At 70.5% G+C, this 20,352-nt stretch carries 21 protein-coding genes; 17 read left to right on the top strand and 4 right to left on the bottom strand.

The annotated features are described in order from the left end of the window. The first annotated feature begins 78 nt into the window (after window positions 1-78). From ACVW00_RS12995 to ACVW00_RS12975, 5 genes are all read left to right on the top strand, one after another. Entirely contained in the window at window positions 79-417 is a 339-nt protein-coding gene (locus ACVW00_RS12995; RefSeq protein WP_457111320.1) for a PadR family transcriptional regulator, read from the top strand. Then, window positions 414-1,481, top strand: coding sequence for an HAAS signaling domain-containing protein (locus ACVW00_RS12990; RefSeq protein ID WP_457111319.1), 1,068 nt, complete (start codon window positions 414-416; stop codon window positions 1,479-1,481). The genes ACVW00_RS12995 and ACVW00_RS12990 overlap by 4 nt, the downstream gene beginning before the upstream one ends. A gap of 174 nt (window positions 1,482-1,655) precedes the next feature. Next, on the top strand, window positions 1,656-1,931 hold the full coding sequence (gene rpsO, locus ACVW00_RS12985) for a 30S ribosomal protein S15 (protein ID WP_457111318.1): 276 nt from the start codon (window positions 1,656-1,658) through the stop codon (window positions 1,929-1,931). 287 nt (window positions 1,932-2,218) lie between these two features. Beyond that, window positions 2,219-4,486 (top strand): polyribonucleotide nucleotidyltransferase, encoded by a 2,268-nt coding sequence (locus ACVW00_RS12980; protein ID WP_457111317.1) that lies wholly within the window; start codon window positions 2,219-2,221, stop codon window positions 4,484-4,486. After that, window positions 4,483-5,781: a M16 family metallopeptidase gene (locus ACVW00_RS12975; RefSeq protein WP_457111316.1), complete on the top strand. Its 1,299-nt coding sequence runs from the start codon at window positions 4,483-4,485 to the stop codon at window positions 5,779-5,781. The genes ACVW00_RS12980 and ACVW00_RS12975 overlap by 4 nt, the downstream gene beginning before the upstream one ends. A gap of 19 nt (window positions 5,782-5,800) precedes the next feature. On the opposite strand, the gene ACVW00_RS12970 is transcribed toward ACVW00_RS12975, so the two are convergent. Further along, window positions 5,801-6,166 carry a DUF2695 domain-containing protein gene (locus ACVW00_RS12970; protein ID WP_457111315.1) on the bottom strand — a complete coding sequence of 122 codons (366 nt, stop codon included), beginning with the start codon at window positions 6,164-6,166 and terminating at the stop codon, window positions 5,801-5,803. Window positions 6,167-6,179: 13 nt separating this feature from the next. Beyond that, on the bottom strand, window positions 6,180-7,454 hold the full coding sequence (locus ACVW00_RS12965) for a DUF222 domain-containing protein (RefSeq protein WP_457111314.1): 1,275 nt from the start codon (window positions 7,452-7,454) through the stop codon (window positions 6,180-6,182). 437 nt (window positions 7,455-7,891) lie between these two features. On the opposite strand from ACVW00_RS12965, the gene ACVW00_RS12960 reads away from it, so the two are divergent. The 3 genes from ACVW00_RS12960 to ACVW00_RS12950 all read left to right on the top strand — a co-directional run bounded on the left by ACVW00_RS12960 (window position 7,892) and on the right by ACVW00_RS12950 (window position 11,175). After that, the gene (locus ACVW00_RS12960; protein WP_457111313.1) at window positions 7,892-8,236 is read left to right on the top strand and encodes a VOC family protein; all 345 of its coding nucleotides are present in this window, start codon (window positions 7,892-7,894) and stop codon (window positions 8,234-8,236) included. Window positions 8,237-8,602: 366 nt separating this feature from the next. Next, window positions 8,603-9,355, top strand: a complete 753-nt coding sequence (gene dapB, locus ACVW00_RS12955; protein WP_457111312.1) for a 4-hydroxy-tetrahydrodipicolinate reductase — start codon at window positions 8,603-8,605, stop codon at window positions 9,353-9,355. Window positions 9,356-9,546: 191 nt separating this feature from the next. Then, a complete protein-coding gene (locus ACVW00_RS12950) occupies window positions 9,547-11,175 on the top strand; it encodes a M4 family metallopeptidase (protein WP_457111311.1) in 1,629 nt (542 codons plus the stop codon). Here the strand turns inward: ACVW00_RS12950 and ACVW00_RS12945 are convergent, their stop codons facing one another. Next, window positions 11,176-11,715 carry an N-acetyltransferase family protein gene (locus ACVW00_RS12945; RefSeq protein WP_457111310.1) on the bottom strand — a complete coding sequence of 180 codons (540 nt, stop codon included), beginning with the start codon at window positions 11,713-11,715 and terminating at the stop codon, window positions 11,176-11,178. A gap of 84 nt (window positions 11,716-11,799) precedes the next feature. Between ACVW00_RS12945 and ACVW00_RS12940 the strand changes: the two genes are divergently transcribed. The 8 genes from ACVW00_RS12940 (at window position 11,800) to ACVW00_RS12905 (ending at window position 18,422) form a co-directional block, all read left to right on the top strand. Next, the gene (locus ACVW00_RS12940; RefSeq protein WP_457111309.1) at window positions 11,800-13,029 is read left to right on the top strand and encodes an AGE family epimerase/isomerase; all 1,230 of its coding nucleotides are present in this window, start codon (window positions 11,800-11,802) and stop codon (window positions 13,027-13,029) included. A gap of 65 nt (window positions 13,030-13,094) precedes the next feature. Next, window positions 13,095-14,021 (top strand): 1,2-phenylacetyl-CoA epoxidase subunit PaaA, encoded by a 927-nt coding sequence (gene paaA, locus ACVW00_RS12935; RefSeq protein ID WP_457111308.1) that lies wholly within the window; start codon window positions 13,095-13,097, stop codon window positions 14,019-14,021. Continuing rightward, window positions 14,021-14,311 (top strand): 1,2-phenylacetyl-CoA epoxidase subunit PaaB, encoded by a 291-nt coding sequence (gene paaB, locus ACVW00_RS12930; RefSeq protein ID WP_457111307.1) that lies wholly within the window; start codon window positions 14,021-14,023, stop codon window positions 14,309-14,311. The genes paaA and paaB overlap by 1 nt, the downstream gene beginning before the upstream one ends. Then, entirely contained in the window at window positions 14,295-15,068 is a 774-nt protein-coding gene (gene paaC, locus ACVW00_RS12925; RefSeq protein ID WP_457111306.1) for a 1,2-phenylacetyl-CoA epoxidase subunit PaaC, read from the top strand. Before paaB ends, paaC begins: the two co-directional genes overlap by 17 nt. Then, on the top strand, window positions 15,065-15,562 hold the full coding sequence (paaD, locus tag ACVW00_RS12920) for a 1,2-phenylacetyl-CoA epoxidase subunit PaaD (protein WP_457111305.1): 498 nt from the start codon (window positions 15,065-15,067) through the stop codon (window positions 15,560-15,562). The genes paaC and paaD overlap by 4 nt, the downstream gene beginning before the upstream one ends. Window positions 15,563-15,566: 4 nt before the next feature. Further along, window positions 15,567-16,610 (top strand): 2Fe-2S iron-sulfur cluster-binding protein, encoded by a 1,044-nt coding sequence (locus ACVW00_RS12915; RefSeq protein ID WP_457111304.1) that lies wholly within the window; start codon window positions 15,567-15,569, stop codon window positions 16,608-16,610. A 109-nt stretch (window positions 16,611-16,719) separates the two neighbouring features. After that, the gene (locus ACVW00_RS12910) at window positions 16,720-17,820 is read left to right on the top strand and encodes an S-(hydroxymethyl)mycothiol dehydrogenase (RefSeq protein WP_457111303.1); all 1,101 of its coding nucleotides are present in this window, start codon (window positions 16,720-16,722) and stop codon (window positions 17,818-17,820) included. Next, a complete protein-coding gene (locus ACVW00_RS12905; RefSeq protein WP_457111302.1) occupies window positions 17,817-18,422 on the top strand; it encodes an MBL fold metallo-hydrolase in 606 nt (201 codons plus the stop codon). Before ACVW00_RS12910 ends, ACVW00_RS12905 begins: the two co-directional genes overlap by 4 nt. Before the next feature lie 14 nt (window positions 18,423-18,436). Here the strand turns inward: ACVW00_RS12905 and ACVW00_RS12900 are convergent, their stop codons facing one another. Continuing rightward, entirely contained in the window at window positions 18,437-19,903 is a 1,467-nt protein-coding gene (locus ACVW00_RS12900) for an aminotransferase class I/II-fold pyridoxal phosphate-dependent enzyme (RefSeq protein WP_457111301.1), read from the bottom strand. Between the two features lie 59 nt (window positions 19,904-19,962). On the opposite strand from ACVW00_RS12900, the gene ACVW00_RS12895 reads away from it, so the two are divergent. After that, window positions 19,963-20,154 (top strand): hypothetical protein, encoded by a 192-nt coding sequence (locus tag ACVW00_RS12895; RefSeq protein WP_457111300.1) that lies wholly within the window; start codon window positions 19,963-19,965, stop codon window positions 20,152-20,154. Window positions 20,155-20,352 lie beyond the last annotated feature (198 nt).

The following is a 20,352-nucleotide window of genomic DNA, read 5'->3' as shown; positions in this document are numbered from 1 at the left end:
CGGCCGATCGTTCCATGCTGCTCCGACACGCCGGTGTGTCGTGCGTAGTACTGCGCATTCCGTAGTACCGTGCACCGCATGGACACCACCCAGCTCCTCAAGGGAGTGCTCGACCTCGCCGTGCTGGCGGTGGTCGACGGCGAGGACGGTTACGGCTACGACATCGTCCGCCGGCTCCGCGACGGCGGCCTGTCCGACGTCGGCGACGCGTCGGTCTACGGCACGCTGCGCCGGCTCTACTCGGGCGGAGCGCTCACCTCGTACGTCGTGCCGTCGGAGTCAGGACCGCACCGCAAGTACTACGGCATCACCCCGACCGGTCGCGCGCAGCTCAAGCAGCAGCGTGACGACTGGACGGTCTTCGCAAGCACGGTCACCGGCCTGCTGAAGCGCACACGAGAGGGAGCCACCGCATGAACACCATCACCGTCACGCCTGAGGTGCAGGCCTTCCTGACCAAGGTGCGTGCGCAGCTCGCCGATCTCGACCCCGAGGAGCAGCGGGAGATCCTCGACGGGCTCGAGGCCGACCTCACCGACCTGGTCGCGGAGCACGGCGGGGAGGCGCTCGGCGATCCGGTTGCCTACGCGCGTGAGCTCCGTGCTGCCGCGGGCCTGGCTCCGGAGATGGGCCCGTCGCGACGCCAGGTCGACCTGTCGGCGGGCGTGCATTCCTTCCTCGACGACGCGCACCGGCGGTTCGACCGGTTGGCGGGGGCGCTGCCCGGCGACGGGTCCGCCGTGCTCGCGTCGATGCAGCCTGCGTGGTGGGTGCTCCGCGGGTGGATAGCCGTCGAGCTCACGGCGTACTTCTTCGGTGAGTGGTCACTGCAGGTCGTGCCCGGATCGAACGTCCCGGGGGCAATCGTCATCATCGCTGCAGTTGTCCTCAGCGTGCAGCTCGGCCGTGGTCGGCTCTGGCCCGGCGAGCGCTGGCGCACGGGTGCGGGCCTGCGCACGCTTCTCCTGGGCCTGAACGTCTTCGCCGTCCTGATGGTCCCGGTGGTGCTCAGCGGCCTCGGCCACACCCGCACCGACGGGTCGGGGCGCTCCTACGAGCTCGGCTTCCAGCAGGGGGCTCGCTCGATCCGCGATGCCGCCGCGCACGCCGGCGTCACCGTCAACGGTCGCCCGGTGAGCAACATCTTCCCGTACGACGGACACGGTCGCCCGCTGGTCGGGGTGCAGCTGTTCGACCAGGACGGCCAGCCGATCAACGTCGCCGGCAAGTCCGAGTACCTCGACGACCCGAACGAAGACCGGCCGCTCGTCTTCTACCCCTGGACGAACGGCAGCACCCAGCTGCTGAACGTGTTCCCGATCCCGACCCGCCTCCAGGACAGCAACAAGCCGTCTGCGACGGCCTTCACCGAGGCCGTCCCGCCGGCAATCAGGCCGTTCCCGATGGCCCAGGTCCCGGGGGTCTCGCTGCCGGGCATCAAGACCGGCCGGCAGCCGACGGCGGTGCCCCCGGCGAGCTGAGTCGAACGTGGAGGATCCAGGTCACCACGTGGCCCGGATCCTCCACGATCGACGATTTCTGCTCCGCGGGACCCGCTGATAGCCTTGGGCGTTGCCGTCGAACGGCCGCGGATCAAGAGTGCCCGGGTGGATGTGCCCCGGCGCGCCGCGCAGCGAACATGGAAGGGAGCTCACGTGTCCATCGGTACCGACGCGGAGACCAAGAAGCAGATCATCGCCGAGTACGCCACCGCCGAGGGCGACACCGGCTCCCCCGAGGTGCAGATCGCGTTGCTGTCGCACCGCATCTCGCACCTGACCGAGCACCTGAAGGAGCACAAGCACGACCACCACAGCCGTCGTGGCCTGCTGCTCCTGGTCGGCCAGCGCCGGCGGCTGCTCAACTACCTCGAGAAGACCGACATCGAGCGCTACCGCTCGATCGTGCAGCGCCTCGGCCTGCGTCGATGACTCTCGCACGGCGACTCGCCTCACGGTGGGTCGCCGTGTTGCATTGACCGAGTACCACCCTGATCACAACTGACCTGACCACAACTGAAGAGAACAACCACCCACAGGAGCGGCCCGCGAACGCCGGCCTTTGGTAGTGGCCTCCGGGGTTTCGACAGGCTCAACCACCGTCGACTCCCGTGGGCCTCGATCGAAGACCGGCCCCCATACAGGGCAGGCGCCCCCCAATACTGGCAACAGCACTGCGGGCTCGCGGTTCGCTCCGCGAAGTAGAGAGATACGACCCTTTGAACAATTCATCTGACGGACCCGTCGTCTCCGCCGTAGAGACCGTTCTCGACAACGGCAAGTTCGGCACCCGCACCGTCAAGTTCGAGACCGGGCTCCTCGCCCGGCAGGCCGCCGGTTCGGTGACCGCCTACCTCGACGACGACACCATGCTGCTCTCGGCGACCACCGCCGGCAAGCAGCCCAAGGAACAGTTCGACTTCTTCCCCCTGACGATCGACGTCGAGGAGCGGATGTACGCCGCGGGTCGCATTCCCGGCTCGTTCTTCCGCAGCGAAGGCCGCCCCGGCGAGGACGCGATCCTCACCTGCCGGCTCATCGACCGGCCGCTGCGCCCGACCTTCAAGAAGGGCCTGCGCAACGAGGTCCAGGTCGTCATCACCGTCCTCGCGCTCAACCCCGACGCCCCGTACGACGTGCTCGCGATCAACGCGGCGTCCGCGTCCACCCAGCTCTCCGGCCTGCCGTTCAGCGGCCCGGTCGGTGGCACCCGCGTCGCCCTGATCGACGGCCAGTGGGTCGCGTTCCCGACCCACAGCCAGCTCGAGGAGGCCGTGTTCGACATGGTCGTCGCGGGCCGGGTCACCGACACCGGTGACGTCGCGATCATGATGGTCGAGGCCGAGGCGACCGAGACGACCTGGGACCTGGTGCAGAACCAGGGCAAGCAGGCGCCGACGGAGGAGGTCGTCGCCGGCGGTCTCGAGGCGGCCAAGCCGTTCATCAAGCAGCTGTGCGAGGCGCAGGCCGAGCTGGCCAAGCAGGCCGCGAAGCCGGTCGAGGAGTTCCCGATCTTCCTCGACTACGAGGACGACGCGTACGCCGCCGTCGAGGCTGCCGTGAAGGACGAGACGGCTGCCGCGCTGACCATCGCCGGCAAGCACGAGCGCGAGGACAAGCTCGACGCCATCAAGGCGGGCCTGCTCGAGAAGCTCGCCGGCCAGTTCGAGGGTCGTGAGAAGGAGATCGGCGCCGCGTTCCGCTCGCTGAACAAGTCGCTGGTCCGCCAGCGGGTGCTCCGCGACAAGGTCCGTATCGACGGCCGTGGGCTCACCGACATCCGGACGCTGTCCGCCGAGGTCGCGGTGCTGCCGCGGGTGCACGGCTCGGCGCTGTTCGAGCGTGGCGAGACCCAGATCCTGGGCGTCACCACCCTCGACATGCTGACCATGGAGCAGAAGCTCGACACCCTCTCCCCGGAGACGTCGCGCCGCTACATGCACAAGTACGTCTTCCCGCCGTTCTCCACCGGTGAGACCGGACGCGTCGGCTCGCCGAAGCGTCGCGAGGTCGGCCACGGTGCGCTCGCGCGCCGCGCGCTGCTGCCGGTGCTGCCCACGCGCGAGGAGTTCCCGTACGCCATCCGCCAGCTCTCCGAGGCGATGGGCTCCAACGGCTCCACCTCGATGGGCTCGGTCTGCGCGTCGACCCTGTCGCTGCTCCAGGCCGGTGTGCCGCTTCGTGCGCCTGTCGCGGGCATCGCGATGGGTCTGATCACCGACGAGGTCGACGGCGAGATGCGCTACGTCGCGCTCACCGACATCCTCGGTGCCGAGGACGCGTTCGGCGACATGGACTTCAAGGTCGCCGGCACCCGGGAGTTCGTCACGGCGCTGCAGCTGGACACCAAGCTCGACGGCATCCCCGCCGACGTGCTGGCCGGTGCCCTGACCCAGGCCCGCGACGCCCGACTGGCGATCCTCGACGTGATGGCCGAGGCGATCGACACTCCCGAGGAGATGTCGCTGTATGCGCCGCGGATCATCACGGTGAAGATCCCGATCGACAAGATCGGCGAGGTCATCGGCCCCAAGGGCAAGGTGATCAACCAGATCCAGGACGACACCGGCGCCAAGCTCTCCATCGAGGACGACGGCACGATCTACATCGGTGCGACCAACGGAGAGGCCGCCGAAGCCGCTCGGCAGGCGGTCAACCAGATCGCCAACCCGACGATGCCCGAGGTCGGCGAGCGCTACCTCGGCACGGTGGTCAAGACGACGAACTTCGGTGCGTTCGTCTCGCTGATGCCCGGCAAGGACGGCCTGCTGCACATCAGCAAGCTGCGTGCCCTCGCCGGCGGCAAGCGGGTCGACAACGTCGAGGACGTCGTCTCCGTGGGCCAGAAGATCCAGGTCGCGATCGGCGAGATCGACGACCGCGGCAAGCTGTCGCTGGTGCCGGTCGTGGACGACGAGGGCGCGGGCGACGCGGCTCCGGAGTCCGACGAGTCGGCTCACGAGTCGGCCCCAGAGTCGGCTGAGTGACCCTCGCCGCTGAGCAGAAGCCCGGCACGACCCGCACCCTCATCGAAGGCGTCCGACGGACCGTCCTTCGGGGAGGACTGCGGGTCGTGTCCGAGCACGTCCCCGGTGTCCGCTCCGCGGCCATCGGGGTCTTCGTCGGTGTCGGGTCGCGTGACGAGTCGCCGGCGCTGAACGGTGCGTCGCACTTCCTCGAGCACCTGCTGTTCAAGGGCACCGACAGCCGCTCGGCGATGGACATCTCGTCCGCGCTCGACGCGGTCGGCGGGGAGTTCAACGCCTACACGGCGCGCGAGTACACCTGCTACCACGCCCGCGTGCTCGACGAGGACCTCCCGATGGCCGTCGACGTGCTCGGCGAGATGATGACCGCTTCGCGGATCGACTCGGCCGACGTCGAGGCGGAGCGCGAGGTGATTCTCGACGAGATCGCGATGCACGACGACGATCCCGACGATGTGGTCCACAACCTCTTCGCCGCGAAGGCCTGGGACGGCACCCCGCTGGCCCGGCCGATCGCCGGCAGCGCCGGGTCGATCCAGGCGCTCACTCGCGCGCAGGTCAACCGCTACTACCGCTCCCGGTACGTCGCCCCGGCGATGACCGTGGCGGTCGCTGGCAACGTCGTCCACCGTGACGTCGTACGCCTGGTGCAGAAGGCGTTCTCCCGTCGTGGCTTCCTCGACGACGACGCCGCGCGGGCGCTGCCGCCACGGCTCGCCGCGCGCCCCCGCGCGACGAAGTCCGGCGACGTGCGCACCAGCCGTGCGTTCGAGCAGGTCAACCAGGTGCTCGGCATGCGAGGGATGACCCGCTCCGACGACCGGCGCTACGCGCTCGGCGTGCTGAACGCGGCGTTCGGCGGCGGATCCTCGTCGCGGCTCTTCCAGGAGGTGCGGGAGCGCCGCGGCCTGGCGTACTCGGTCTACTCCTTCGCGACCAGCTACTCCGACGCGGGCATGGTCGGCGTCTCGGTCGGCTCGCTGCCCGGCAAGTCCGACGAGGTGCTCGAGGTGGTGCGGGCGGAGCTCGGACGCATCGTCGACTCGGGCCTGACCCAGGACGAGCTGGATCGCGGCCGCGGGCAGATGCGTGGTGGTCTGGTGCTGAGCCTGGAGGACACCGGCTCGCGGATGACCCGACTGGGCGAGGTCGAACTGTTCCAGGACCGGCTTCTCTCCCTGGACGAGGTGCTGGTCCGGCTCGACGCAGTCACGCTGGACGACGTCAACAGCCTCGCCGCCGACCTGTTCAGCCGCCCCGAGACGCTGGCAGTCGTGGGACCGGCCAGCCGCTAGGCCGCAACCTTGCCGATGCTCACCAGCCGTGGCGCATCCACAGTCCGCACGCCTGGGTGGATCCGCGCTGGGCTCCTCGGCATGGCGGCGGCGGTGGCGCCGGGTCCTCTTCCCGCGACAGGTCGGCGCGCTGCAGGCCGTTGAGGAAGATCTCGCAGTCGCAGAATCCGCCCATCGAGCCCAGCCTGCGTTCGAGCCCGGATGCCCGAGGCGCACGAACGTCTCGGTAGTGGCGAGCGAATCGCAGCGTGCAGTCGCAGCCGAACTCCTCCAGCATCCGCGCCACGAAGCATGCCAGGCACTCGCGGGGCCGCGGGGCAGTGGCGCGGTCGGCGAGGGCACGGACGATCGCCTCGGCCTCCTGGTCGATCCCGAGATCGGGCATGGTTCCTCCTCTACTACGTACGGCGTCGGTACCGCACGTCTCCGTCGGGCAGGTGGTCGGTGACGTAGGCGCCGTCGTGGGCGCGATGGTGATGAAAGCTGCACAGGCAGATGCCGTTCGCGAGGTCGGTCGCGCCCCCACCGGCCCACGGATCCTTGTGGTGCGCCTCGGTCCAGGCTGCCGGGACGTCGCATCCTTCGGCTCGACAGCGTCGGTCGCGGATCCGCAGCGCCTTGCGCTGCCCCCGGCTGAACAGCCGGCTGGTCCGGCCGAGGTCGAGCACCTCGCTCTCGGAGCCCAGCACGGCCGGGACCAGGGCGGCGCCGCAGGCGAGCCGGCGGGCTTCGGACGCGCTGAGCCGATCGACGTCGTGGCCGACGATCGTCCCGGCGGCAAGCCCGGCCCGGAGGTCGTCGAGGCCGATGGTGACGATCATGGTGGTGGCGTCACCACCATGGGCCGGCAGGCGCGCCGGGTCGAGGAGCTCGAGCAGCGTCACGAACGCCTGGCCGCGCTGCACCCGCGCGGGCCCGCGGGACTCCGAGGAGGATGCGGGGGGTTCGCTGCCGGCTGCGGTCTGGTGACGAGGACTCGTGAACGCGTCGAGATAGGTGGCCAGCCGATTGGCGGCCGCGTCCGGCATCGTCGCGGTCACGCGCGTGAGGCCGTCGCCCAGACGGGCGAAGGTGAGGCTCGTGGACTCGTGGGCCCGACGCTCCTCGTCGTGGAGCTTGCGTGCCTCGTGCGCGTCGGCGGTCTCGGGGTCGATCGCCTCGAGGAGCTTGCGGCCCAGGATCCGCAGATCCTTCGGCGGCCAGTCCGCGGCCAATGTCACGAGCTGTGCCTCGACGGCGTCGACCAGCGTCGGGTCGAGGTCGTCGGGCAGGTCGGTGAGGACCTCGACGCAGGCCCGAGCCTGCGGCAGGTTGAGCGCGCCGCCGACGAGGCCGGCCTCGAGGCGTCCCCAGCGGTCGGCAAGGGCCGTCGCGAGCTGGCCGTCCCGGCGTACCGGCCCGCGATCGAGGTGCGTTTCGTGGGCCAGCCACGACGCGGCATCACGGGCACCGTGCGCGGCCGCGACGTCGTCGGCGCAGCCCAGCACGCGAAGTCTCAGGCCGGCGACCTCCGACTCGAGGCGCGCCAGCTCCCGCAGCGCGTGTGCCTTCTCCTCGGTCCTCATCAGGTCCGGGTGCGACGCGGCGGTGGCGTCGACCGCGAGGGCGATCTGGTCCACACCCCGCAAGAACGGGTGCACGAACGCGCCCGGAACCATCGGGTCGGCCGACATCGCGGCACCTCCTCGCACACGTTGACCTGGATCGGTCGCACCTGTGACGGGCAGCGTGCCTGTGCGGAGGCGGCGAGGGACTCGCCCGCCGAGGCCTGAGCCGTCTGTATCACCTCGACGTACGGCAATCGTACACCAGTTCGGTTGTGAAGGCAACCGGTGTGCCATATGTGTTCGTGCGTTCGCCTGGATCCTTGCGTCACCGGACCCCCGCGAGCGCGCAGCAACGAACCCCAGCCAGTGCTAGTGCGGTGCCGCATTTCCCTGGCTTACGAGGTGCGTCACATCGTCGCGTGCACGCGCACTCTCGTGCTGATGTGCGGACGAGCCGACGACCTTGACTGAGGTGAGGGCTCTGGGATTCCATCGGTCTCTAGTCGCGAGGAGACGGAGCGGACATGAGCTTGCGGGACGCAAGGGTCGAACCAGCAGTGCCGGTGTCTGACATGACCCAGGCAAGAGAGTTCTACGAGACCAAGCTCGGGCTCTCAGACGGCCGGCCGATCTTCGACGGCGGGATCACCTACCAATGCGGAGAGGGACGTGAGATCCACTATCCCTCGCCCGCCAGCGCCGGTAAGTCAGGCAGCACGGTCGCAGCCTGGGAGGTCGCTGACGTGGAGAGGACAGTGGACGAGCTGACCGCCAACGGCGTCACCTTCGAGCACTACGACACAGACCGGCTCAAGACGAACGAGAAGGGGATCGCCGAGTTGGGCGACGAACGGGTGGCATGGTTCAAGGACCCGGACGGGAACACTCACGGCATCGTCCAGCTCTGACGCCCAGGGGAGACCCCAGCCCTCACACGCGGCGGTGCGGTCGCTTGATCTCATCACCTAACCGCGCCTCCCTACGAGAATGCCCGCCGAAGCCGAAGCCGAAGCCGGCGCTTGGCCCGCAACGCACTCTCATTTGCCGCGATCCGCCTGTGCCCGGATGCGGACGATGGGCGCACCGTCCTCCAAACCCTCACCGAGCCCGAGGCCGCCCGCCTGCGTCGGCGCCCTTCACACGTCTAACGCTCGGAGACGAGGCGCGCCGGTGGTGCGGCTGGCCTTCCACGCATTCATGAGGACTGCTCGGCGCAGTCTTCGGGCCGATCGGCTGCGCATAGTGGTCCCGACCCACGCACTACGCTGACCCGCGTGAACGCTCTCAAGGTCGGTGTGCTCGGCGCCCGTGGCAAGGTCGGTCGCGTCGTCTGCGAGGCGGTCGCCGCCTCGGACGAGTTCGAGCTGGTCGCCGAGATCGACGAGGGCGACGACCTCGAGACGCTGGTCGCGACGGCGGCCGACGCGGTCGTCGACTTCACCCATCCGGACGCGGTGATGGGCAACCTGCAGTTCTGCATCGAGCACGGCATCGATGCGGTGGTCGGCACCACCGGGTTCGACGAGGCCCGTCTCGAGCAGGTGCGCGGCTGGCTCCACGGTCAGCCCGAGAACGGCGTGCTGATCGCCCCGAACTTCTCCATCGGCGCGATCCTGATGATGCGCTTCGCGACAGAGGCTGCGCGCTTCTTCGAGTCCGTCGAGATCATCGAGCTGCACCACCCGGACAAGGCAGATGCGCCGTCCGGCACGGCTCGTCGCACGGCGCAGCTCGTGGCGGCTGCGCGCCGCGACGCCGGGATGGGCGACCCCCCGGACGCGACCAGCAGCGGCCTCGACGGTGCGCGCGGGGCAGAGGTGGAGGGCATCCACGTCCATGGCTTGCGCGTGCGGGGCCTGGTCGCCCACCAGGAGGTCGTCCTGGGAGGACTGGGGGAGACGCTCACCATCCGCCACGACTCGATGGACCGGACCTCCTTCACGCCCGGCGTGCTCCTGGGCCTGCGCCGGATCGGTGGGGCTCCGGGCCTGACCGTCGGGCTGGAGTCCTTCCTGGATCTCGACTGAGCTCGATCACCGGGCGCTGAGCTCGATCACCGGGCGCTGAGCACGATCACTGGGACCTGAGTCGACCACCGGGTCGTGAGCGTGCTGCACTTTCGTGCGGCGCAGCGATCGGGTCTTCCCAACAGCGCGCTCAAGGGACAAGGTGACCTCAGAGGATCCCCTCCCAGTCCTCCATCTCGGAAGGAACCCGCATGCGCACCCGTGCACCCATCCCGTTCAAGACCGGCCTCGCCGCGGCGGCCGCTGCCGCCGCTCTTGCCGGAGTCACCGCCCTCACCCCCTCGGCATCGGCGAGCAGCGCAGTCCCCGGCGACAGGAACTCCGTCGTCGCCGCGGCGATCGCGTCGGCGAAGTCCCACCTCGCAGCCACCGCCTTCGGCGCCGACCAGGCGTTCACGGCGGTCGGCACCGTCCTGGACGCCAACGGCGCCTCCCACGTCCGGCTGCACCGCACCTACCACGGCCTCGAGGTGGTCGGCGGTGACCTGGTCGTCCACCAGACGAAGGCAGAGGCGTGGAAGGGGGCGAGCGAGACCCTCGACAACCCGCTGAGCCTGAGCACGTCGCCGTCGGTCAGCGCCGCAGCGGCCAAGGCAGCGGCCGTCGCCCTGAGCGCCGTCACCCGGACGATCAGGGGTGACCACGCCGAGACCGCGACGCTCGTCGTCGACGCCACCGGCGCCACGCCTCGGCTGACCTGGCGTGTCATCAGCGGCGGAGTCCAGGCGGACGGTACGCCGAGCCGGCTGGCGTCGTACGTCGACGCCCGCACCGGCGCGGTCCTCCGCACCGAGCAGCAGATCGAGACCGCCGACGGCTCCGGGCAGTCGCTCTACGGAGGCCTCGTGCCGCTGCAGCTGACGCTGTCCGGGTCGACGTACCAGCTCAAGGACCCGACCCGCGGCAACACCTACACCACCGACATGGGCAACGCCTCGGACGGGACGCTGTGCCAGCTGCTCGGCTGGGGCTGCCAGACCGGGACGCTGTTCACCAGCCCGGACAACAGCTTCGGCAACGGCGCGACCACCTCGCGGGAGTCTGCTGCCGTGGACGCGCAGTACGGCACGAACATGACGTGGGACTTCTACAAGAACACCTTCGGCCGCAACGGCATCTTCGGCAACGGCACCGGCTCGTACAACCGGGTCCACTACGGCTCGAACTACGTCAACGCCTTCTGGGACGGCACCAAGATGACCTACGGCGACGGTGACGGCACCAGCTACGGGCCGCTGACCTCGCTCGACGTGGCCGGCCACGAGATGTCGCACGGCGTCACCGAGCACACCGCTGGGCTGACCTACAGCGGTGAGTCCGGCGGCCTCAACGAGGCGACCTCAGACATCTTCGGCACGATGGTGGAGTTCTACGCCAACAACTCCCACGACCCGGGTGACTACCTGATCGGGGAGCAGTTCGACCTCAAGAAGCACCTCGGCTTCCGCAGGATGGACAACCCGGCCGCGGACGGCAGCTCGGCGAACTGCTGGACGAGCAGCACCGGGAACCTCGACGTGCACTACTCCTCGGGGGTGGGCAACCACTTCTTCTACCTCCTGTCCGAGGGCTCCGGCGCCAAGAGCATCAACGGCGTCTCGTACAACAGCCCGACCTGCAACGGCTCGACCGTGACGGGGATCGGCCATGACGCAGCCGCCGCGATCTGGTACCGCGCGCTCACCGTCTACATGACGTCGAGCACGAACTACTCCGGTGCCCGCACCGCCACGCTCAACGCGGCCCGTGACCTCTACGGCGCGGGCAGCACGCAGTACAACGCGGTCGCCGCGGCGTGGAGCGCGGTGAGCGTGGCCTGATCAGGCCAGGGCGGTGTGCAGCCGCACCTGCTTGACCTGGACGGAGCCGTCGCCGGTCAGGTCCAGGGTGCGGTGCGCACCGTCCGGGGCCCAGCCGGCGGCGGTCAGGAACCCTCGGGTCTCGTCGTCCTCGGACGGCAGCCAGGTCACCGCCCGGGTGAACCGGTCGGCCTTGAGGGTGTCCACCGTCGCCTGCATGAGCCGGGACCCGTGGCCGGCGCGCCGCTTGTGCGGGTCCACGGTGAGGTCGGTGACCTCCCCGTCCGCGACCGGGTCGCAGTCGGGGTCGGCCGCGGGCCCGGTCACCGCGAACCCGGTCACCAGGTTGCGCTCGAGCGCGACCAGCACGCGGAAGCGGGCATCCGGTGGCCGGTTCAGGGACTCGCGCCATCCGGCAGCGACCTCCTCGACCGCCATCGACTCGAGCAGGTCGGCCGGGAGCAGCGCGGCGTACGACGTCCGCCAGGCGCGCACCTGCACGGCGGCGATCGCAGGTGCGTCGTCGGCCCAGGCGACCCGGCAGGAGACATCGGCGTTCACCGGCCCATCCAAGCAGGGCGGCTCGCCGGACCGGAGAGCGCCCGGGTGTTCCCCTCTGCGGCAACGACCGAGATCATGGAGGCGATGACGCAACCACGGCTCGGCAGCAGCGGGCACGCGCGCTGGCTCGAGGCCGAAGGAGACCGGCTGCTGCGCTTCGGCAGCGCCGCCCGCCATCCCGACGGCGGGTTCGCCTGGCTGGACGACGCCGGCCGGCCCGAGCTCGACCGGCCCGTCGAGCTGTGGATCACCTGCCGGATGACGCACGTCTACGCACTCGCCCACCTGATGGGGAAGCCGGGCGCCGGCGCGCTTGCCGACCACGGTGTGGCCGCGCTGGCGGGCCGGATGCACGACGACGAGCACGGCGGCTGGTACGCCAAGGTGGATGCCGGCGGACCGGCGACCACCGAGAAGACCGCCTACGAGCACGCGTTCGTGGTGCTCGCCGGAGCGAGCGCCACGGCGGCGGGGCGTCCCGGTGGGCGGCACCTGCTGGAGCAGGCGCTCGAGATCCTGCTCACCCGGTTCTGGGACGAGCAGCACGGCATGGTGGTCGAGCAGTGGGACGAGGCGTTCGCGGTCCTGGACGGCTACCGCGGCGTGAACGCCAACATGCACACGGTGGAGGCGCTCCTCTCGGCGGCCGACGTCCTGGCCGACGACGAGCTGCGGGCGAAGGCGCTGCGCATCCTGACCCGCGTCGTCCACGGCCTCGCGCGCGGGAACCACTGGCGGATCCCGGAGCACTTCGACGAGACCTGGACGCCGCGACCGGACTACAACCGCGACGAACCGGCGCACCCCTTCCGGCCGTACGGCGCGACCATCGGCCATGCCCTGGAGTGGTCGCGCCTCGCGCTGCACCTCCGAGCGGCGCTCGGACCCGACGCTCCCGAGTGGCTGCTCGAGGACTCGATCTCCCTCTTCGACGCCGCGGTGCGCGACGGCTGGGCGGTCGACGGGGCAGACGGCTTCGTCTACACCGTCGACTGGGAGGGCCGCCCGGTGGTCCACGAGCGGATGCACTGGGTCGTCGCGGAGGCCACCGCGACGGCCGCTGCCCTGCACGCCGCGACCGGTGAGCCGGCGTACGCACGGTGGTACGACGTGTGGTGGGACCACGTCGCGGCGTACTTCCTGGACACCGCGCACGGGTCGTGGCACCACGAGCTGGCGCCGGACAATCGGCCGAGCAGCGGGACCTGGTCGGGCAAGCCGGACATCTACCACGCGTTCCAGACGACGCTGCTGCCACGCCTCCCGCTTGCGCCCACGCTCGCGACGGCCCTGCGCCACGGCCTGCTGGCCTGAACGCGTTACACCTGGACCGTCGTGCGACGTGTCGTCTGTAACATCGCTGGGCTACCCTCGGGGGCGTGACCACCTTCGAGGAGCTGATCGGGGCCAACGAGCGCGTCGAGCCGCGTGACGCGATGCCCGACGCCTATCGCGCGACCCTGGTCCGCCAGATCGCCCAGCACGCGCACAGCGAGATCATCGGCATGCAGCCGGAGGGGAACTGGCTGACCCGCGCGCCCAGCCTGCGCCGCAAGGCGATCCTGCTGGCGAAGGTGCAGGACGAGGCCGGCCACGGCCTCTACCTGTACGCCGCTGCCGAGACCCTGGGCGTCTCCCGCGACGAACTGCTCGACGCTCTGCACGGCGGTCGGCAGAAGTACTCCTCGATCTTCAACTACCCGACCCTGACCTGGGCCGACATCGGCGCGATCGGCTGGCTGGTCGACGGGGCCGCGATCGTCAACCAGGTGCCGCTCTGCCGCTGCTCCTACGGCCCCTACGCCCGGGCGATGGTCCGGATCTGCAAGGAGGAGTCTTTCCACCAGCGCCAGGGCTTCGAGCTGCTGCAGACGCTGAGCCGCGGCACCGACGCCCAGCACGCCATGGCCCAGGACGCCGTCGACCGCTGGTGGTGGCCGTCGCTGATGATGTTCGGACCGCCCGACGACGCCTCGACCCACAGCGCCCAGTCGTCGGCCTGGGGCATCAAGAGGTTCTCCAACGACACCCTGCGGCAGCGGTTCGTCGACATGACCGTCCCGCAGGCAGAGGTGCTCGGGCTGACCTTGCCCGATCCAGACCTGCGCTGGAACGCCGAGCGGGAGGGCTGGGACTTCGGCGAGATCGACTTCACCGAGCTCTACGAGGTGGTCAAGGGCAACGGGCCCTGCAACGCCCAGCGGCTCGCCACCCGGGTGCGGGCGCACGAGGACGGCGCCTGGGTGCGCGAGGCGGCGACGGCGTACGCCGAGAAGCACGCGCGCCGGGCCGAGGAGGTCGCGTGATGGACTCGACACGCTCGGCCGGCGACCTCTGGGAGGTCTTCGTCCGCCCCCGGCGCGGTCTGGCACACGTGCACGCCGGTTCGATCCACGCCACCGACGCCGAGATGGCGCTGCGCAACGCGCGCGACGTCTACACCCGCCGCCAGGAGGGCGTCTCGATCTGGGTGGTGCCCTCCGCGTCCGTGACGGCCACGAGCCCCGACGAGCAGGACAGCTTCTTCGACCCGGCGGCCGACAAGGCCTACCGGCACCCGACGTTCTACGAGGTACCCGATGACCTCCACATCTGAGGCCACCGGCGCCGCCCTCCACGACTACGTCCTGGCGCTGGCCGACGACGCGCTGATCGCCTCGCACCGGCTCACCGAGTGGATCGCCCACGCGCCGCAGATCGAGGAGGACGTCGCGCTCGGCAACATCGCCCTGGACCTCCTCGGCCAGGCCCGCCTGCTGCTCGAGTACGCCGGTTCGCTGTCCGATCCACCGGCCACCGAGGACGAGCTGGCCTACTTCCGCGACGAGCGGGCGTTCCGCAACGTGTCCCTCGTGGAGCGGCCGAACGGCGACTTCGCGGTGACGATGGCGCGGCTGCTGCTGTTCTCGGCGTACCAGTGCGAGCTCTACTCACGGCTGCAGCACTCGACCGACCCGATCCTCGCGGCGGTGGCGGGGAAGGCGGTCAAGGAGGTCGACTACCACCGCGACCACGCGCGGCAGTGGGTGCTCCGGCTCGGCGACGGCACGCCCGAGTCGCACACCAGGATGCAGGCGGCGGTCGACGAGGAGTGGCCCTGGGTGGCGGAGCTCTTCGACGACAGCTGGCTCCCGCCACACCTGCTCAGCAGCGGCGCCGCCGTGGACCCGGCGCAGCTGGAGGGTCCCGCGCTGGGCCGCGTGCGCGAGACGCTCGCCGAGGCGACCCTCGACGAGCCGGCGACGAGGCCGGCCGTCAGCACCGGTCGCAGCGGTCGGCACACGGAGGCGATGGGCTTCCTGCTCGCCGAGATGCAGCACCTCGCCCGGTCGCACCCGGGGGCGACATGGTGACCACGACGACCGGGCGGCTCCTCGCCGACGAGGCGCGGGCCTGCGTGGCGGCCGTGCTCGACCCCGAGCTGCCGATGGTCACCATCGAGGACCTCGGCGTGCTGCGCGACGTCCGGGTCGAGGACGACGTCGTGCAGGTGACGATCACCCCCACCTATGCCGGATGCCCGGCCATGGACGCGATCCGGGCCGACATCGAGCAGGCGGTCCACGACGCACTGCCTGGCCGCTGCGTGGTCGTGCACACCGTGCTCGCGCCCGCCTGGTCCACCGACGACCTCACCGACGAGGGCCGGCGCAAGCTCGCGGAGGGCGGCATCGCACCACCTCGGGCGGCGTCGACGACCGGGGTGCCGCTCACCCTCACCGTCCGGTGCCCGCAGTGCGGCTCGCCGGGCACCCGGGAGCTCAGCCGGTTCGGCTCGACCGCCTGCAAGGCGCTGTGGGTCTGCAACGACTGCGCCGAGCCCTTCGACCGGTTCAAGGAGCACTGAGCACGTGGCCCGGCCCGAGTTCCATCCGCTGCTCGTCACTGCGATCCATCCGCTGACCGACGACTCCGTCGCGCTCAGCCTTGCCGTGCCGGACGCCCTGCGCGCGGCGTACACCTTCAGCCCGGGGCAGCACGTCGCCATCCGGGTGCCGGGCGACGAGATCCGGCGGTCGTACTCCTTGTGCGTCCCGTCGACCTCGCCGGTCCTCCGCATCGGCGTGAAGCGCCTGCCGGGCGGGATGTTCAGCCAGAAGGTGCTCGAGGAGCTGCACGTCGGCGACGAGCTCGAGGTGATGACGCCGATGGGGCGGTTCGGCACCGCGCTCTCCGGGCTGCGGCGGCCGGTGTTCGTCGCCGCGGGCTCCGGCATCACTCCGGTGCTGTCGATGATGGCGACCGCGCTCGCCGACCCGGAGGTCGAGCAGGTGAGCGTGGTCGACTGCAACCGCACCCAGCGCGACGTGATGTTCCTCGACGAGCTCGCCGACCTCAAGGACCTGCATCCGACGCGGCTCCAGCTGGTGCACGTGCTCACCCGCGAGCTCCAGGAGAGCGAGCTCCTCTCGGGGCGTCTCGACGCAGAGCGGTTCCGGGCGATCCGGTCGGCGCTGGTGGGGGAGGCCGACGGCTGGTTCCTCTGCGGGCCGTTCGACCTGGTCACCGCGTTGCACGAGGCACTCGTCGCGGACGGGGTGGACCCGGGCACCATCCACACCGAGCTCTTCCACGCGGAGGCGCCGACCCAGGTCGCTGTCGCGGACTCCCCGGCAACCGGCACCGAGGTGACGGCGACGCTCGGCGGGCTGCGGACCGGCTTCACCGTCCAGCCCGGCGAGCACGTGCTCGACGCCCTGTTGCGGGTGCGCGGCGACGCGCCGTACGCCTGCAAGGGTGGCGTCTGCGGCACCTGTCGCGCCCATCTCTCCGAGGGCTCGGTCTCCATGGACGCCAACTGGGCCCTCGAGCCGGACGAGGTCGAGCGTGGCTACGTGCTGACGTGTCAGTCCCGCCCGCTCACCGACCGGCTCGTGCTCGACTACGACGGCTGAGTGCGCGCTCTCCTGCGCCGAGAGGTGGTCCGCGGAGTCGCGCGGGTGTCATAGTCCTGGTTCCCTCGAGAGTGCCGCACCACCGCGGCGACCCGACCAAGGAGAGCTCATGCAGCAGGTGAAGGCGGTCGTTGCCCTGGAGCGCGGCCGGCCGGTCGAGATCGTGACGATCAACGTGCCGGACCCGGGTGCGGGTGAGGCGGTCGTCCGGGTGCAGACCTGCGGGGTGTGCCACACCGACCTGCACTATCGCGAAGGTGGCATCAACGACGACTTCCCCTTCTTGCTCGGCCACGAGGCGGCGGGTGTGGTCGAGGCGGTCGGCCCCGGCGTGACCGACGTGGCGCCCGGGGACTTCGTGGTCCTCAACTGGCGGGCGGTCTGCGGCGAGTGCCGTGCGTGTCGGCGGGGGAACCCGCACTACTGCTTCAACACCCACAACGCGACCCAGAGGATGACGCTGGAGGACGGCACCGAGCTCTCGCCCGCGCTGGGCATCGGCGCGTTCGCGGAGAAGACGCTGGTCGCGGCCGGCCAGTGCACCAAGGTGGATCCTTCCGCGCGTGCGGCCGCCGTCGGCCTGCTGGGCTGCGGGGTGATGGCGGGCATCGGTGCGGCGATCAACACGGGCGCGGTGACCCGCGGCAAGTCCGTCGCGATCATCGGCTGCGGCGGTGTGGGCGTAGCGGCGGTGGCCGGCTCGGCGCTGGTGGGTGCCAACCCGATCATCGCCGTGGACATCGACGCCCAGAAGCTCGAGGCCGCCAAGAGGATGGGCGCCACCCACACGGTCGACTCCTCGCAGCTCGACCCGGTCGCGGAGATCAAGCGGATCTGCGGTGAGTTCTACGACGGTGCCGACGGCGCGGACGTCGTCGTCGAGGCGGTCGGCCGGCCGGAGACCTGGAAGCAGGCCTTCTACGCCCGCGACCTCGCCGGCACGGTGGTCATGGTCGGCGTCCCGACGCCGGACATGAAGGTGCCCGATCTTCCGCTGATCGACGTGTTCGGCCGCGGTGGTGCACTGAAGTCGAGCTGGTACGGCGACTGCCTCCCCAGCCGGGACTTCCCGATGCTGGTCGACCTCTACCAGCAGGGCCGGCTCGACCTGGACGCGTTCGTCTCCGAGGAGATCGGCATCGGCGACGTCGAGGCCGCCTTCGAGAAGATGCACCACGGCGGCGTACTGCGCAGCGTGGTGGTCCTGTGAGCGTTCGCGTCGACCACGGGACGGCCTCGGGGACGTTCAGCCTCGACGGCCAGACCTTCGACGTCGACAACAACGTGTGGGTCGTCGGCGACGACGACGAGTGCCTCGTCATCGACGCCCCGCACGACGTCGACGCGATCATGGCGGTCGTCGGCCGCCGAAGGGTGCGCGCAATCGTCTGCACCCACGCGCACGACGACCACGTCCGGGTCGCTCCGGCGCTGAGGGAGCGCGTGGTGGCCCCGATCCTGCTGCACCCGGCCGACCGGCCACTCTGGGAGCTCACCCATGCCGACCACCTCTGGGACGTCGACCTGTCCGACGGTCAGGAGCTGACCGTGGGCGGGACCTCGGTGCGCGTCCTGCACACTCCGGGCCACGCGCCGGGCGCCGTCTGCCTGCATGCGCCGGAGCTGGGCTGCGTGTTCACCGGGGACACGCTCTTCAACGGCGGACCCGGAGCGACCGGTCGGTCGTACTCCGACGGCGACCTCATCGTGGAGTCGATCCGGTCGAAGCTGCTCACGCTGCCCGACGACACCGTCGTCCACACCGGCCACGGCGACGACACCACCATCGGCGCCGAACGCCTGCGGATGTGACCCGCGTGCGTGCGTCAGGGCTCGTGCACGACCACGCGGACGGTCTTGAACTCCTGATCCGCAGGGTCCGGGAGCAGCGCACCCGCCTTGTGGGCGCTGGTGAGGTAGTCGATCGTCTCCTGGCTGATCCGCTCGCCGGGCGCCAGGACCGGTACGCCGGGCGGGTACGGGCTGACCAGCTCCGCCGCGATGCGGCCCGCCGCCTCGCTCACGGGGACGGACTCGACCTCGGCGAAGAACGCCTCGCGGGGCAGCATCACCGTCTCCAGCTCGAGCCCTCCTGGCGACGGGAACTCGACCTTCGGTGGGGCCTCCAGGTCGGCGGCGTCGGTGGTCAGTGCCGTGAGCACCGCGACGAGTGAGTCGATGCGCTCGTCGGTGTCGGCGTGGGTGAGCCGCGCGCTGATCCGGTGCGTGTCCGACGCGCCGAAGTTCACGTGGTACTTCGCCCGGGCCAGCTCGGCCGCCTGGTAGCCGGTGATCCCGAGACCGGTGACGTCGAAGGCCAATGACAGCGGGTCGTTGTCGAACGCGAGCCCCTCCTCGACGATCTCCGAGCCGAGCACGGTGATGCCCTCGAGCTCGCCCACCGCCTCTCGCACCCGCTCTGCTCTCCGGATCGCGGCTCCGAGCAGCTCGGTGCCCTGCTCGACCATCTGACGGCGCCAGCCGTCCAGGGTCGCGTAGGACAGGCTCGTCGGACTGGTGGTCCCGAGCAGGTCCTCGCGCTGCTTGAGGCGCACCGGGTCGACGAGGTCGCCCTGGAGGTGGAAGACCGAGCTCTGCTCGATGGCGGCGCCCATCTTGTGAACGCTGGTGACCACGACGTCGGCCCCGGCGTCCATCCCCCAGGCGGGCAGGTCGTCGTGGAAGGGCAGGTGCGCGCCCCATGCCTCGTCGACGATCAGTGGAACGCCGAAGGAGTGGCAGACCTCGGCAACGCCGGCGATGTCGGCGCAGCTGCCCCAGTCGGTCGGCGTGATCAGCAACATCCCCTTGGCGTCCGGGTTGGCCTGGAGCTGGCGGCGTACGTCGTCCGGCTCGGGCGGGTGGGCCAGGTGCCGGTCGTGGTCGAACTTCGGGCTCACCCAGATCGGCCGGGTGCCGTTGATGACGACCGCGGAGATCACCGACTTGTGGGCGTTGCGGGAGATCAGCAGCGTCTCGCCCGGACCAGCCACCGCGAGCATGGCGGCCTTGACCGAGAGCGAGCTGCCGGCGGTGGAGAAGAACGCCTTCTCCGCGCGCACCGCCTCGGCCATGAGCTCCTGGGCCTTCTCCAGGACGCCCTGGGACATCCGTCGATCGTCGAGCCCGTTCAACGTCAGCACGTCGGAGGCGTAGACGCCCTCACCGAGGATCGACAGCACCCTTGGGTCGGCACCGAGACCCTGCCGGTGACCCGGAGGTCCGAAGGTGATGTCGCCGCGCGAGCGGTACGCCTGCAACGCCTCGATGACGGGCACGCGCGACTGGTCCATGGCAACGAGGTACCCGCGAGAGTCGTTTTCAGCCGCTGCCCTCGGGTAGCGGAGGGCTCATGAGTGAGGACCCGACAACAGGATCCGGTGACGGCGGAGCACTCGGGACGCCGACCAGCACGCCCGACGAAGAGCCACCCTCTGCCGACCAGGACGCCAACGTCGCGGTGAGCGGCGGGGGAGTGGTCGACGAGGACGACACGAGCGGGCCGAAGCAGACCGCCGAGGAGACCGGGCCGTCGCGGTCGTGAGACGCGGCTGGTCGCACGCGGCGATCCTCGTGCCTTCGGCCGATCAGTCAGCCCGGTGCCAGCCGGCCGGGAATCCCGGAGCCTGACCGCGCACGGCACGGCGACACCACTCGGCGACGGGAAGGAGCGATCGACACGTTCCCGAGCAGCTGGGCCGGGGGGCAGCGCCCGTGCGGCTCAGGACGCAGACGCCGAGAG

This window comes from Marmoricola sp. URHA0025 HA25 (assembly GCF_054059435.1).
The sequence above is the reverse complement of the archived record's forward strand: the minus strand, read 5'-3'. Positions and strand labels throughout refer to the sequence as shown.

What these genes read in the sequence shown, in the direction of transcription:
- paaB (WP_457111307.1), top strand. Translation starts at nt 14,021, where the DNA reads ATGGACTCGACACGCTCGGCCGGCGACCTCTGGGAGGTCTTCGTCCGC.
- ACVW00_RS12900 (WP_457111301.1), bottom strand. Translation starts at nt 19,903, where the DNA reads ATGGACCAGTCGCGCGTGCCCGTCATCGAGGCGTTGCAGGCGTACCGC.
- ACVW00_RS12910 (WP_457111303.1), top strand. Translation starts at nt 16,720, where the DNA reads ATGCAGCAGGTGAAGGCGGTCGTTGCCCTGGAGCGCGGCCGGCCGGTC.
- ACVW00_RS12950 (WP_457111311.1), top strand. Translation starts at nt 9,547, where the DNA reads ATGCGCACCCGTGCACCCATCCCGTTCAAGACCGGCCTCGCCGCGGCG.
- ACVW00_RS12995 (WP_457111320.1), top strand. Translation starts at nt 79, where the DNA reads ATGGACACCACCCAGCTCCTCAAGGGAGTGCTCGACCTCGCCGTGCTG.
- paaC (WP_457111306.1), top strand. Translation starts at nt 14,295, where the DNA reads ATGACCTCCACATCTGAGGCCACCGGCGCCGCCCTCCACGACTACGTC.
- ACVW00_RS12940 (WP_457111309.1), top strand. Translation starts at nt 11,800, where the DNA reads ATGACGCAACCACGGCTCGGCAGCAGCGGGCACGCGCGCTGGCTCGAG.
- ACVW00_RS12970 (WP_457111315.1), bottom strand. Translation starts at nt 6,166, where the DNA reads ATGCCCGATCTCGGGATCGACCAGGAGGCCGAGGCGATCGTCCGTGCC.
- ACVW00_RS12895 (WP_457111300.1), top strand. Translation starts at nt 19,963, where the DNA reads ATGAGTGAGGACCCGACAACAGGATCCGGTGACGGCGGAGCACTCGGG.
- ACVW00_RS12965 (WP_457111314.1), bottom strand. Translation starts at nt 7,454, where the DNA reads ATGTCGGCCGACCCGATGGTTCCGGGCGCGTTCGTGCACCCGTTCTTG.
- ACVW00_RS12990 (WP_457111319.1), top strand. Translation starts at nt 414, where the DNA reads ATGAACACCATCACCGTCACGCCTGAGGTGCAGGCCTTCCTGACCAAG.